This window comes from Zobellia uliginosa, from assembly GCF_900156625.1.
Lineage (GTDB): Bacteria > Bacteroidota > Bacteroidia > Flavobacteriales > Flavobacteriaceae > Zobellia > Zobellia uliginosa.
In genome coordinates, this window is the sequence record NZ_FTOB01000001.1 from 184,963 (window position 1) to 198,590 (window position 13,628).

Genomic DNA, 13,628 nt, shown 5'->3' on the forward strand with positions numbered 1-13,628 from the left:
CTCATTATGTCAAAAAAAGGCAAAGAAAAAAATAAGGCCAACAAGGCCAAACACACCAAGCTTCTGAACAGAAAGAAAAACAAGCTCAAATCAGAAAAGCTGAACCGTAAGCAGCGTCTGAAAGAGATCATTTCGCTGAGTAAGCAAAAAGAAAATCGATCCAGAGATCATGAGTAAGCAAAAACCATTGCGTTTTTTCTTTTCGGGGGTAGTCCATTCTACCGCCTACCTCCTTATTTCCCTATGTTTATTATCGTCTTGCCAGTCGAAAAAAACCAAAAGCGACCTAGACATCGTCTTTACCCAAGATACCCTAAACGTAGGCTACACCTATTGGTGGGAAGAATCAGGCCCCTTCATCGGCTACTGCGGAAAAGAATACGGATTGGTATTTTCTGGTATCATTACACAAATCGATTCCCCCACCAATGAAGCCGCCCCACTGTATATCTCCCAACGCGGGACCATAGCCATTGAGAAAGTCTATAAGATAAAGCCTTTGGAAAGTCAGAGCTATGCCAATCAAAAATACTTTGTTTCCGATTGCTTCAACAACCTCGATGTGTCGGTAGGGGATAAAGTACTGGTGTTCTGCTACGATTATGAAGATCAAATCAGCATCCCAGGACCCAACTCGATTGTTCCCATCAGTGATTTCGACCACCCTTTGGTTCAAGCGACCAAACGGTATATCGATGTAGATGAAGATGCGGCGGCCATAAAAAGGGATTCTAGCCTCTGGTCGGCCTACGGCTATGGCGAACAAGTGGACCAGCTGCTACGCTGCAAAGAACATACCGAAAATCCTATTTCCAAGTAATCGTTTTTTCGGAAACCTCCTTAAATTGATATACCACATGGGCCAAACGCGCCTTTAACAGTTCCCTTCTGCCCGACCGGGTTCGCGTATACAGAAGTTTTGAATCATCTACGTGTTTCTTCCAAAAGCGATGAAAGCCCAAGGCATCTTCCTTTCGCCTACCTATGCTTTGTGGTACCACATAATACTTGCGGAGACCCCATTTTTTCTTTAACCAATGATTGCCGATCAATAAGTACCTCGGATTTTCAACAGGTACCAGTATTTCGTGCAGCAATTGCACAAACAAATTACCTTCGTAATTACTAGCTCCCTTTAGGTAACAAACAAAGGCACCATTGGCCTGCTGTTCGGCCGAAACCGACACCTCAGAGTGTTCCGTATGGATCTGCCCCGTTTGCATGAGATAGTCTAACAAAGCATTAGCTATCTTCTTGGTCTTCTTAAAAGCGTTTCCGAACAAGAAATACAGCTTAAGGGCCTTATAGGTTTTTGGGGCAAAACCAATGATTATCCCTGCCAATAAAAAATACATAAAGGCAAAAACACCCTTGTTCAATAGCGTTGTTATATTCTTCATCAGAAACTCGGGCAGAAAGAGACCCAAACCGGCCACGAGCTCAATAAGCAGGTATTGTGCGGCATCTACCGAACGCATTTTTTTAGCTTTTCTAAAAGGCGTTTTTCCCGCATAGGGTATCTTCACCTCCCTCACCAGTATACTGCCCTTATCTATGGCCTCATGCCACCTGTCCTTTAGCGCTTCCCGATTTGAGGCCGAATCCATCATGGTTTTGTTCAGTTGATCAAGCTGGGCCTCCCCACTAAAGTGGTCTGGTAGCTGTAGTCTATCCAGTCCGTTTTCAATATAAGCCTCTCCCTCTATAGAAACCCCTGAAAAAGCGGTAAACCTTCGCTTTAGTTTTTCCAAGTCCTTACCCCCATCGGTCGCAGTCGGATCCAAACAAGCCAAGTGCCAAATGTTTCCACTCTTATCAGGGTCATTGGTATCGGTTCGAATAGCCCTACCCCGCATTTGGTTTGAAGACACAAAAGACCCAACATAAGACGCCAATACCAAGGTATTTATAGCAGGGGCATCCCAACCTTCCCCTAAAAGGGATTTTGTACCAATAAGTATTTTTATTTTCCCCAACTGAAAAAGCCGTGTGACCACCCCTACAATCCTATTCTTGTGAGTCCCCGAAACCGAAATCTCTACAAAATCGGAATCCGAAGACATGGGCTTCATACCAATGGCCGTATCAGCGCCCAACAAAGCTTCAAAATCAGCGGTTAGTTTTTTATGGAGCACTACTAGAGAGCCCGTAAGAATGGCCAAATCATCCTTTTGTACCAATTTTATTCGGAGGTACTGAAAAATAGATACCACTCCCAATTTGTTGAGCGGAGCCGTTGCCTCCCCTTTAAATTCCAAGAATTCCTTTCGTATAAAATCAGTAAGTACTACCGCCTTCAACCGATTGCCGAGCACCTTGCGTTCTTCCTCAAGAATATTATGAATACTCCTCAATTTACTAGAACTACTCGCCAAAGCCCTATAGAGCCGCTCGTCTCCAACAAAATTCACCCTTTTCTTCTCGTATACCCCAATACGGCCCAGTCGTTTTTCAATTTTATCCAAGAGAGATTCGTAAGCTATCAAATCTTCACGCTGGGCTACCAATAGCTCTTGCAGCAGCAACTCTATCCATTCATACGTAAGTGCGGGAAACTCCACGTTTTTACCCTCAAAACCGAGAAACAACAATTTCTCTTTATCGATCTGAACGCCTGCGGAATTCAGAAAAATCAAGAGGGCCGACAAAAACGAAGGTTTGGCATAAATTTCCTCAAGTCTATCCTCGGTATCCGCGTAAAAGGGATGCTCCAAAAGAAGCTGTTGAAACCCTATATCGGCCTTCAGTTCATTCGTGAACCGAATAATATTTTCCCTATACGTGACAATAGATTTTATCTGTGCCTCTGAAGGCTTGGAGAAATACACAAAATCTTGATGCGGACAAAGGTCTCCGTTCTTTACAAGATCCGGTACGGCAATTTCATCATCTATAGGGCCGCAGAGCTCAAAGTACTTTTCGAGTTCCCCTGCCGAACTATCATAGGGCGGTGTCGCTGTCAAGGCGATAACGGTCAAGCCCTCGATTTCCTTTAAGGCCATCAAGCATTTATACCATTCGTTTTTTAAATGATGCGCCTCATCGAGCACAATGGTTTTTATTCCATGCTTCGTGACGAATTTTAATAGGGATTCATCTTCGTCGCCAGCAAAACCTTTGCTTAATGCATGTAACGACTGGTAGGTAGAAAAGGTCAAAAGTTTAGGCGCCCTAAGGGTTATGGAATAATCGGAAAACGAGGCATCGCCCAAAAAAAATGATACCAATCGGTCTTTCCATTGGTTCCTTATAGTCAGCGTAGGCGCCAAGACCAAGGTGCGTTTATTGACCCTGCGCAGCACTTCCAATCCTAAAATGGTCTTTCCTGAGCCGGGAGGGGCTACCACATGCAAATGATTATCCTCAATATGGTCTTCGAAATTATCTAGAAAACCCTGCTGATAGCTACGCCATTCAAACTTAAATTTTAGGTGGTCTATAAGTTGCGTCAAGAGTTAGTCCGTTTTCTGTTTTTTAGGAGGATAATAAGTAACTTTGGGTATTCAAAAATAGGCAAAAGTATGTACCCACTTAGAAGAAACCGTAGATTAAGAACAAACGATTCCATCAGACATTTAGTACGCGAAACCATTTTATCTCCCAAGGATTTTCTGGTACCGCTTTTTGTAACGGAAGGCAAGGGCATCAAAGAAGAAATCGCCTCTATGCCCGATTACTACAGATTGAGCCTCGACCTTCTAGAAACCGAGATCAAGGAACTATGGAATATGGGCTTACATGCCGTTTTGCTTTTCGTAAAAGTACCAGAGGAGCTAAAGGATAATAAAGGCACCGAGGCCCTCAACGATAACGGACTCATGCAACGCGCCATCAAAACGATAAAGAACGTATGTCCGGACATGTTGGTAATGACCGATGTCGCCATGGACCCCTATTCTTCGTTCGGCCATGATGGCATAGTGGAAAACGGACTGATCCTCAATGATGAAACTTCTGAGTTTTTGGCCGAAATGAGTGTATCCCACGCCTTGGCCGGCGCAGATTTTGTTGCACCGAGCGATATGATGGACGGCCGTATCCTTTCGATTCGCGAAGCTTTAGAGGATGAAGGCCTTATCAATACCGGAATCATGAGCTACAGTGCCAAATACGCCAGCGCCTTCTATGGCCCCTTTAGAGACGCCTTGGATTCGGCTCCCGTGGATGTAAAGAACGTCCCCAAGGACAAAAAAACCTATCAAATGGATTATGCCAATCGTTTTGAAGCCCTAAAGGAAACCGAAATGGATGTCGATGAAGGAGCGGATATCGTTATGGTAAAACCCGGACTCTGTTACCTAGATATCGTGCGCGAAATTCGCAACGAAGTAGATGTACCCGTTGCCGTATACCAAGTAAGCGGCGAGTATGCCATGGTAAAAGCAGCCGCAGAAAAAGGGTGGCTAGACCACGATGCCGTAGTAATGGAGCAACTGACCGCCATGAAAAGAGCCGGCGCCAATATCATTGCGACATATTTTGCCAAAGATGCCATTCGCTTGTTAGATTAAATCGACCAACAAAGTGATGCCATCGTGAAACCGCTATATTCCATCTTCCTGATTTTCGCACTAAACGTAATGTTAGCGCAGGAAGATGGACCTATACCCCTTAACTTGGGCAAAGGCGAAGATGTACTCACGTACGCGCATCCATCGGAGGTGGGTTTAGATTCTGCTTATATACACTCCGAGGTCTCAAAAAAATTATAACAAACGGTATAAAGAAGAAGGCCTTTCCGGGTGCCCAAGTATTGGTCGCCAAGAACGGGAAGATCATCTTCCACCAAGCCTATGGCTATCATACTTATGACAGCATTCGGGCCGTTGCCCTGAACGACATTTATGACCTAGCCTCGGTCACCAAAATTACGGCGGCCCTTCCTGCCCTAATGAAACTCGTTGACGAAGGCATACTCGACCTTGACCAAGCTTTTAGCACCTACTGGAAACCCTGGCGCAAGCGGAAGGACAAACACGATATTACCCTACGGGAAATCTTGTCCCACCAAGCCGGCCTAGAACCTTATATCGTGCTACTGAACACCGTGCGAAAAAACAATGGCACCTTAAAAAAACGCTTCGTGAGAACCAAACCAAATCCACGCTTTCGACGACGCGCCTATGATAACATTTATATTAAAAGCAGATTTATAAAAAAAGTACATCGTCTCATCGACCGATCTCAGGTTTCAGATGAAAAAAGCTATAGGTATTCCGGATTGGCCTTCCTTATTTTTCCTGATCTTATACAACAACTAACCGGCCAATCATTTTCCGAGTATTTACAAAGAAATTTCTATGGTCCAATCGGCTTAAATACCGTAAATTTCAATCCTAAGCTGAAATCGTATACGAATTTTATTGTGCCTACCGAGCAAGATTCCACCTTTGGAAAGGCCCTGACACACGCTTGGGTACACGATGAAAATGCTGCCTTGCTGGGTGGGGTGTCGGGCAATGCCGGTCTCTTCGCTTCTGCTACCGATTTGGCCCAACTAATGCAACTGTACCTCCAATATGGCGTATACAACGGCAAACGCTATTTCTCGAAAGCTGTCGTCGAGGAATTTACCCGTATACAATTTCCAGAAAACGATAACCGAAGAGGCTTAGGCTTCGACAAGCCCTTATTGAACAATGCGGAGCTAGCCCTCTCCAAGGCATACCCAGCTCCCGAAGTAAGTCCCGACAGTTTTGGACACAGTGGTTTTACCGGCACTTTCGTATGGGCCGACCCTAAAAACCAATTGGTATATATTTTCCTTTCCAACCGGGTATATCCCTCCCGTTCCCATCGACAGATCTACGACCTCAATATTCGTCCGGCCGTGCAACAGGTTTTCTATCAAGCTAGGCTAGCTATCGAATAAGTGCATTTCGTTTTCTAATAATTGGTATCTTCGTAAGATAAAACCGATTTATGGGCTTACTAATTTTTTACGCTTTCGTATCGATTTTCTTTTCTTTCCTCTGTTCCATTCTTGAAGCTGTGTTACTAAGCATCAACCCCACCTTCGTAAACGTCAAGAAAAAGGAAGGGAAAGCCTATGCCTTAGTTTTGGAAGAACTAAAGAAGGATGTCGACAAGCCGCTGATCGCCATTTTGACCCTTAACACCATTGCCCATACCGTTGGCGCCATTTTAGTTGGGGTACAGGCCAAGGTGGCCTATGCGGAATTGTACGGCACCACCACACGCCGTATATTCGGAATTGCCTTTACCGAAGACCTCATGGTGGGTGTTGTATCTACTTTGATGACCATACTCATTTTGGTAGCCTCCGAAATCATACCTAAAACCATTGGCGCCACCTATTGGCGACAATTGGCCAATTTCACGGCCAAGGCCCTGCGCGTTATGGTCGTTGCCTTAAAGTATACGGGACTCTTATGGGTTCTACAGATCTTTACCAAACTCGTAGGCGGCAAAGGCCACCATGGTAGCGTATTAAGCCGGGAAGATTTTACCGCAATGACCGATATGGCCCGCGAAGAAGGTGTTTTCGAAAAATCGGAATCGACTATCATAAAAAACCTATTACGTTTTGATCAAGTATTGGTCAAGGATGTAATGACCCCAAGGGCCGTGATGAAAATTGCTCCGGAAAACAAAACGATAGCCGAATTTTTTGCGGACAATCCTAAGATGCGTTTTTCACGCATTCCGGTATATGGCGAAAAAATGGACCATATAGACGGTTTTGTGCTGAAGGATACGATTTTGGAGGAAATGGTAAACAATAATGGAAACACACCTCTTTCCGAAATAAAACGCGAAATTTTAATCACCGAAAGAAACACACCCATACCACGTCTTTTTGATACATTCATTTCCAAAAGAATACATATTGCCCTTGTTGTGGATGAATACGGCTCAGTAAGTGGATTAGTAACTATGGAAGATATTATAGAAACCTTACTAGGGCTCGAAATAATGGACGAGAGCGACAATGTTGCCGACTTGCAAGAGCTAGCTCGTAAAAACTGGGAAACCCGCGCAAAACGCACCGGAATACTCGACAAGTAGATTTTGGGGCCGTTCCAATGGTCCATCAACACCTAAAATACCACAAGCTATGGAAACCGCCTTTATTCGCACCCCTCTCGGCATAGCCAAACTTGAAGGTAACGCCGACGGCCTGGCTTCCATAATTGTGCTGAATACAGAAGAAACCGTTTCATCAGTAGTTCCGGAAAACCTCCAAGCCGCCGTAAAGCAACTGCAAGAATATTTTGCCGGCGAACGGAATAGCTTTGACCTTGCGTTGAACCCCACGGGTACCGACTTTCAAAAACGCGTTTGGAAGGCCTTATCAAAAATACCCTACGGCAAAACGGTCTCCTACCTTGAACTTTCCAAGACCTTGGGCGACGCAAAGGCCATTCGGGCCGTAGCATCCGCTAACGGAAAGAATCCCTTATGGATTATAGTTCCCTGTCACCGTGTCATTGGCACCGATGGTTCCCTAACCGGTTATGCCGGTGGCCTGCACCGAAAAAAATGGCTGCTAGACCATGAAAATCCCGTAAAACAGCAATCGCTCTTTTAAAAAAAACCGACCCCCTGGTCCGTTGCCCCGAAAAATTCGCCCAATGCCTTTGCCATTTGGCCGATCATCGATCAAAACATATATTTCATTTGCTTCCAACCTGACCCCACCGCATTGGCAAAACAAAGAAACCGACCCTAGGGTCGGTTTCTCTTAAAACGGTAAAAAAACGCTTCGGCCTAATTACACCTCGTCTCGCTTAAGTTGGCATCGTCGGAAATGGCATCCGCCTGGGCCATTGCATCATTAAAAAGTACGAATCGATCGATACCATGACCGGAAGACCTCGCCGAGATTTCCATGGTATAGACTCCGGCTTTCTCGAACACCACATAAATATTATGCCCCTTGTTATCAAAAGTACTGGACTGCCACTTAAAATCAAGGTTGCTTCCACTACGGTAGATTTTAAACCATCCGTCTTTTGATGCGCCTTCAGGGTTGGGGGTTTTTCCCGTATCCTTGGGATAAACGATACTGTCGTCCCTCTGGGCATAAAAATCATCGGCATCGTTAAACCGTAGCCAAGTATCGTTGTGGTCTGAGCCACTGTTTCCTGATTTTACCGCAGATTTCCACAGAAATCGATAGGTACCCGTATTTTTTATTTCAATTTTAAAACTGGTCTTTCCATTACCTGGATTTCCCAAATATTGATCGCCTTCCCAAACCATATAGCCTTTTCCCGTAAAACTATCACCATCGCTCTTAAGCACCCAACCATCCGGGAACTGTGCATTTTCAAACTCGACATTCACCAAACCGTTCTTTTCCTTAAAAATATAATTGGCAACATCGGTACATGCCGAATCACTACCTCCCTCGGTCTCATCGGTCTCGTCAGTTTCATCGGTATCATCAATGTCATCGGTTTCGTCGACCACATCGATCACATCGGTTTTATCTTCGGAATCGTTGTCCGTATCGGCATCTTTACTACAAGCCATTAAAACCGTTAACAATACCAACACAGATAAGCGGCCCAGCAAAGAGGACCGTGATTTAAAGCGATTTTTCATCATGATAAATACGTATAATTATAGTTTATAACCCCCAAACGTTACAATTCCACAGGAAATTGGATGGGCTTCGATAATTTCGACGAACACCCACTGGGATCAGAAGGGAAGAAGGTAGTATGGGAACAAATTTGGCCGCAAACAGGATTAGTTTGTATCTTTCAGATGCTATTAAACAAAATATAAGGTGCTATATAAAATCAATCTTGAACACATTCTTTTCCTAGATATCGAAACCGTTCCCGAAGAGCCGAATTTCGAAGCCCTTAACGACGAAAAAAAGGAGCTATGGGAGCAAAAATCAAGATACCAGCGCAAGGATGAGTTTACCCCTGAAGAGTTTTATGAACGTGCCGGCATTTGGGCGGAATTCGGTAAAATCGTTTGTATCTCCGTCGGTTATTTCAGGCTTGTCGGAGAGAACAGAACTTTTAGGACTACCTCTTTCCACGGTGACGAGGCCACTCTTTTAAAAGAGTTCAAAAATCTCTTGGACGGTCATTTTAACTCCCCAAGACATTTACTTTGCGGCCATAATGCCAAGGAATTCGACTTTCCCTATATCGCACGTAGAATGATCATACACGGTATACAGTTACCGTACAAACTCAATCTATTTGGTAAAAAACCATGGGAAATCCCGCATTTAGACACCATGGAACTGTGGAAATTCGGCGACTATAAAAACTTTACATCCTTAAAGCTATTGGCAAATATATTGGGCATACCATCGCCCAAACAAGACATTGATGGCAGCATGGTAGGCCATGTCTATTACGAAGAAAACGACATCGACCGCATTGTTACCTATTGCGAACTTGACGTGGTCACCACTGCCCAAGTATTCTTGCGCCTAAGAGGAGACGACCTCATCGATGACGCCTTCATCAAAAGCATATAGGCGTATCAAGCGTTATACTTCAGCTGGATATACACGGGGAAATGATCACTATACCCTCCTAAATACCTATTCCCGACATAGGTGCGATAGGGCGAACCCATATATTTCCCTTTAAATTCGGTCAAAAAGTGCTCGTCAAAAATATTGGCATGGGCAAAACTATGGGTTCCTTTTTCAAAATTCAGAAAACTGTGTGACACCATAATCTGGTCAAATAGCATCCACGACCTCTTATAATTGGCACTACCCCTATCGGGGGTCAATAGTTTTTCCATGGGGTTGTAGAGGGTCTTGGTGTCGATAAGCCTTTTGATACTGTCCGATTGCGGACCATCATTAAAATCGCCCATAATTATATAGTTCGGCTCGACCTCTTCTTCTTCGATACGCGCCATAAACTGGATCATGGTCTCGGCGGCAATCATTCGCTTGTGTTCGGTAGTGGTATTTCCGCTTCGGCGAGACGGCCAATGGTTCACGAAAATATGCACCTGTTCGTTATTGAGCTTGCCTTTAACATAAAGGATATCGCGAGTGGTATCCCGTCTTTCATCCTCCTCATAAATCAACACGGCTATAGGTTCGGAGTACAATACCTCAAAATGATCTTTGTGATAGATGAGTCCACAATCAATACCCCTTTCGTCGGGCGAATCGTAATGGACATAGTCGTAACTGATGTTGGCCAGAGGTTCGCTCGCCAAAAGATCTTGCATCACCTGTTCGTTTTCAATTTCGGCCACCCCGACCAGGACAGGCGGACTTTGAGTTTCAGTATTCCCGATTTCCGCTATAGTCTTGGCCAATTTGTACAGCTTTTTTTTGTACCTTCTAAGAGACCATTTTTTGCGCCCTTTTGGCGTAAAATCGTCATCAAGGGTTTTAGGATCGTCTATCGTATCAAATAAATTCTCGAGGTTATAAAAGCTTATTGTGTTTAAATGGCTTCCCTTTTTCTTTCTGAAAAATGAAAAAATCATAAATTTCTCGATTGGAACCTTAAATTTACGAAAATAGCTCGGTCGGTATTGCTTAAATTTGCATTTTAGTTTCGATATGTTAGAAAAGAAGACCATAGATCACGAAAAGGCCGTATTAATCGGCATTATAAACCGCGAACAGAGCGAGGGCAAAGTTACCGAGTATCTTGACGAGCTTGAATTTTTAACCTATACCGCAGGTGGAGAGGTCGTTAAACGCTTTGTGCAACGCATGGATGTTCCCAACCCCAAGACCTTAATTGGCACCGGTAAGATGGAAGAAGTGGAAGCCTTTGTCAAAGCGAACGATATTGGTTCGGTAATCTTTGATGATGAACTTACCCCGGCCCAACAGCGAAATATAGAAAAGCTACTGCGCTGTAAAATTGTGGACCGTACCAGCCTTATTCTCGATATTTTCGCCCAACGCGCGCAAACAAGCTACGCACGCACCCAAGTGGAACTGGCCCAATACGAGTACTTATTGCCCCGTTTAACGGGACTTTGGACCCACTTGGAACGTCAACGAGGAGGTATCGGGATGCGCGGACCCGGTGAAACCGAAATTGAAACGGATAGACGTATCGTAAGGGACCGCATTTCATTACTAAAGAAGAAGCTCCTTAAGATCGATCGACAAATGGAGACCCAACGGGGCAACCGTGGTGCTTTGGTACGTGTGGCACTGGTAGGATACACGAATGTGGGCAAATCTACCCTGATGAACGTTATCAGTAAGAGCGACGTATTTGCGGAAAACAAGCTTTTTGCCACATTGGATACCACCGTGCGCAAGGTTGTCATAGGCAATTTGCCGTTTTTACTCAGTGACACGGTCGGTTTTATCCGTAAACTCCCCACCCAACTTGTGGAAAGTTTTAAAAGCACCTTAGACGAGGTTCGCGAAGCAGATCTGTTGCTACATGTTGTTGACATCTCCCACCCACAGTTTGAAGAGCATATTGAATCGGTCAATAAAATATTGGACGAAATCGATAGTGCCGACAAGAACACCATCATGGTTTTCAACAAGATCGACCTCTACAAACATGCCGAAATAGATGAGGACGATTTGGTTACCGAACGCACCGAAAGACATTTTACGATAGATGAGTGGAAAAAAACGTGGATGCAGCGTGTAGGCGACAAGGCCCTCTTTATATCGGCCCTGAACAAAGAAAACCTAGACGAGTTCAGAAAAAGGGTCTACGACGAAGTACGCGACATTCATGTGACGCGTTTTCCGTACAACAACTTTTTATATCCCGAACATTTAGACGAGTATTAGAATTTATATGTTTTGGCCTACCGTTCGTCGGATATACCGAACCGCTTGTATTTTTCACAACAAGCTGCCTAACGTACACAACAATAATTTAGACAGCTAGATATTCCGACGTAGGTTTACAGTGTAATTAAGTGAGAGTAATGACCCCAAATCGACGCTTGAACTTAAGCCCAACAGCTAACAATCCCCAAATGTGTTAACTGACCTAAAAAGACAAACACCAAATTGACCAAATCTACTTGATAAAAACCTCTTTATAGAGGTTTTTTTTATGCCCCTTACTTTCGTAAAAAATACGCTTTGCCACTAGGGGATGCCGTTCATCGGATATACTGAACCACTGGTATTTTTCACAACAATTTGAGCTGTGTACACAACAATAATTTAGACCATAGGGCAAACCTATGTAGATTTACAGTGTAATTAAGAGAGAGTAACGATTCCAAATCAATTCTTGAACTTAACCCCGACAAGTACGAATCCCAAATCCGGACTTGACCTACGAAACGCTTACAAACCGTGACCCCAAATCACGAACCCGATCTTACAAGAATACCTACAAAACAAAAAAGCCCGTTCACACGGGCTTTTTTGTTTTTACATAACGCTCTTCCCCGAGGGAAGAATTAAGGTGCATTTCATCGAACAAAAATACATTTTAACGAGTTACACCACAAATTGGGCATGCTTTACAACAAATATTTAGTGTTCACGACCTTGCCGATTACATTAGTCTTGTATTTGAAATTTAGTGTACGTCCCAAATAAATTACTTAATCAAGGTTTGATTTATTATTGACTGTACAACCAAACTTAACGTATCCTACTTAAAAACAAAACGCCCCGACAAATGTCGGGGCGTTTCGTTTATACTGAAACAAACAATACTCGATTAGAACGAATAGTTAAGACCGAAAAGGTAGTAACTCTGCAAATCATTATCGATATTATCAAAAGTCGGGGTAGGAGTTGGAACCGGAACGGCGGCCAATGCATTACCCAAAGCTTCTTGCTTATTATTTCTCAACCCGAATTCAAAACCTACGCCGATACCTTTCCAAAGTGTATAACCAAAGGAATTTATCCATGTCCAGTTTGAAAGGTCTCCGCTTTTATAGCTCTGAAATGTAGAGAAATTGGTCTTGAAATTGATAGCACCCAATTTTTTGGTATAATCCATAACAATCTTGGCACCTGCAGATGATTCGTAAGCCGTATCGTTATCAGCAAAGACAAAGTTGTAGTTCAACGGGTGAATAACCACTACCATATCAGGAATAGGAGTCCATGTAGCACCAACACCAAAATCGAGATAACCTGGATCATTGAAATTGTTGATAATAGACGTCCTATATTCCCCTAAGGCGGAAATAGCAAAGTTCTTGTTCAACTTATATCCGTATAGGGATACAATGTTAAAGACATCGGTAGTTCCGTTAAACCCTTCTTCGTCGGCAGGGTTGTCCTTATCATCAAGTTTTACCCACTGCAAGTTAACGTTGGCCGAGTTCTTCCAGAAGAACTTCTCCCTATCTAAATTCGCGTATGCGTTTACCGTAACCCCTATGTTTCCTGAAGAGTTGTTCGGTGTTCCTTGCGAATACCAATTGTTGAATTTCGAAAGATTGGCTCCAATGGTACCAAAAGCACCGATTTTCCACCCTGGAAAAGCATCGATTTGACCTTGAAGTGCATCTACCCTAGCCTGTATGGCACTGATAGAATCTTTTTTAGTAGCCTGTTCTGCTTTTAATTCATCTATTGTTTGTGCAAAACCGAACGAAAACGTCAGAATTGCCATAGATGATAGAAGTAATTTTCTCATGGTTAATGTGTTTATTAGTTAAGACACGCAAAAGTACTAATTGTCACATTTCTTTGAGAAAAA

The 13,628-nt window shown here is 43.7% G+C and carries 12 protein-coding genes; 8 read left to right on the forward strand and 4 right to left on the reverse strand.

What is annotated here, in order from left to right:
* Nucleotides 1-6: 6 nt before the first annotated feature.
* Both BW980_RS22450 and BW980_RS00740 read left to right on the forward strand, forming a co-directional pair.
* On the forward strand, nucleotides 7-177 hold the full coding sequence (locus tag BW980_RS22450) for a hypothetical protein (RefSeq protein WP_175609828.1): 171 nt from the start codon (nucleotides 7-9) through the stop codon (nucleotides 175-177).
* Nucleotides 170-820 carry a hypothetical protein gene (locus BW980_RS00740; RefSeq protein ID WP_076453065.1) on the forward strand — a complete coding sequence of 217 codons (651 nt, stop codon included), beginning with the start codon at nucleotides 170-172 and terminating at the stop codon, nucleotides 818-820. Before BW980_RS22450 ends, BW980_RS00740 begins: the two co-directional genes overlap by 8 nt.
* On the opposite strand, the gene BW980_RS00745 is transcribed toward BW980_RS00740, so the two are convergent.
* Nucleotides 807-3,452 (reverse strand): DEAD/DEAH box helicase family protein, encoded by a 2,646-nt coding sequence (locus tag BW980_RS00745; protein WP_076453066.1) that lies wholly within the window; start codon nucleotides 3,450-3,452, stop codon nucleotides 807-809. The genes BW980_RS00740 and BW980_RS00745 overlap by 14 nt on opposite strands.
* A 69-nt stretch (nucleotides 3,453-3,521) precedes the next feature.
* On the opposite strand from BW980_RS00745, the gene hemB reads away from it, so the two are divergent.
* The 4 genes from hemB to BW980_RS00765 all read left to right on the forward strand — a co-directional run bounded on the left by hemB (nucleotide 3,522) and on the right by BW980_RS00765 (nucleotide 7,552).
* The gene (gene hemB / locus BW980_RS00750; RefSeq protein WP_076453067.1) at nucleotides 3,522-4,511 is read left to right on the forward strand and encodes a porphobilinogen synthase; all 990 of its coding nucleotides are present in this window, start codon (nucleotides 3,522-3,524) and stop codon (nucleotides 4,509-4,511) included.
* 242 nt (nucleotides 4,512-4,753) lie between these two features.
* Entirely contained in the window at nucleotides 4,754-5,872 is a 1,119-nt protein-coding gene (locus BW980_RS00755) for a serine hydrolase domain-containing protein (protein ID WP_076453068.1), read from the forward strand.
* A 50-nt stretch (nucleotides 5,873-5,922) separates the two neighbouring features.
* Nucleotides 5,923-7,029 (forward strand): CNNM domain-containing protein, encoded by a 1,107-nt coding sequence (locus BW980_RS00760; protein ID WP_076453069.1) that lies wholly within the window; start codon nucleotides 5,923-5,925, stop codon nucleotides 7,027-7,029.
* Between the two features lie 49 nt (nucleotides 7,030-7,078).
* Nucleotides 7,079-7,552: a methylated-DNA--[protein]-cysteine S-methyltransferase gene (locus BW980_RS00765; RefSeq protein WP_076453070.1), complete on the forward strand. Its 474-nt coding sequence runs from the start codon at nucleotides 7,079-7,081 to the stop codon at nucleotides 7,550-7,552.
* Between the two features lie 179 nt (nucleotides 7,553-7,731).
* Here the strand turns inward: BW980_RS00765 and BW980_RS00770 are convergent, their stop codons facing one another.
* Nucleotides 7,732-8,499 (reverse strand): hypothetical protein, encoded by a 768-nt coding sequence (locus BW980_RS00770; RefSeq protein ID WP_139327567.1) that lies wholly within the window; start codon nucleotides 8,497-8,499, stop codon nucleotides 7,732-7,734.
* Nucleotides 8,500-8,758: 259 nt separating this feature from the next.
* On the opposite strand from BW980_RS00770, the gene BW980_RS00775 reads away from it, so the two are divergent.
* A complete protein-coding gene (locus BW980_RS00775; RefSeq protein WP_076453072.1) occupies nucleotides 8,759-9,472 on the forward strand; it encodes a 3'-5' exonuclease in 714 nt (237 codons plus the stop codon).
* Nucleotides 9,473-9,477: 5 nt separating this feature from the next.
* Here the strand turns inward: BW980_RS00775 and BW980_RS00780 are convergent, their stop codons facing one another.
* The gene (locus tag BW980_RS00780) at nucleotides 9,478-10,452 is read right to left on the reverse strand and encodes an endonuclease/exonuclease/phosphatase family protein (RefSeq protein WP_076453752.1); all 975 of its coding nucleotides are present in this window, start codon (nucleotides 10,450-10,452) and stop codon (nucleotides 9,478-9,480) included.
* 76 nt (nucleotides 10,453-10,528) lie between these two features.
* Between BW980_RS00780 and hflX the strand changes: the two genes are divergently transcribed.
* Nucleotides 10,529-11,740: a GTPase HflX gene (gene hflX / locus BW980_RS00785; protein WP_076453073.1), complete on the forward strand. Its 1,212-nt coding sequence runs from the start codon at nucleotides 10,529-10,531 to the stop codon at nucleotides 11,738-11,740.
* Between the two features lie 892 nt (nucleotides 11,741-12,632).
* Here hflX and BW980_RS00790 read toward each other — a convergent pair.
* Nucleotides 12,633-13,565, reverse strand: coding sequence for a DUF3078 domain-containing protein (locus BW980_RS00790; RefSeq protein ID WP_076453074.1), 933 nt, complete (start codon nucleotides 13,563-13,565; stop codon nucleotides 12,633-12,635).
* Nucleotides 13,566-13,628 lie beyond the last annotated feature (63 nt).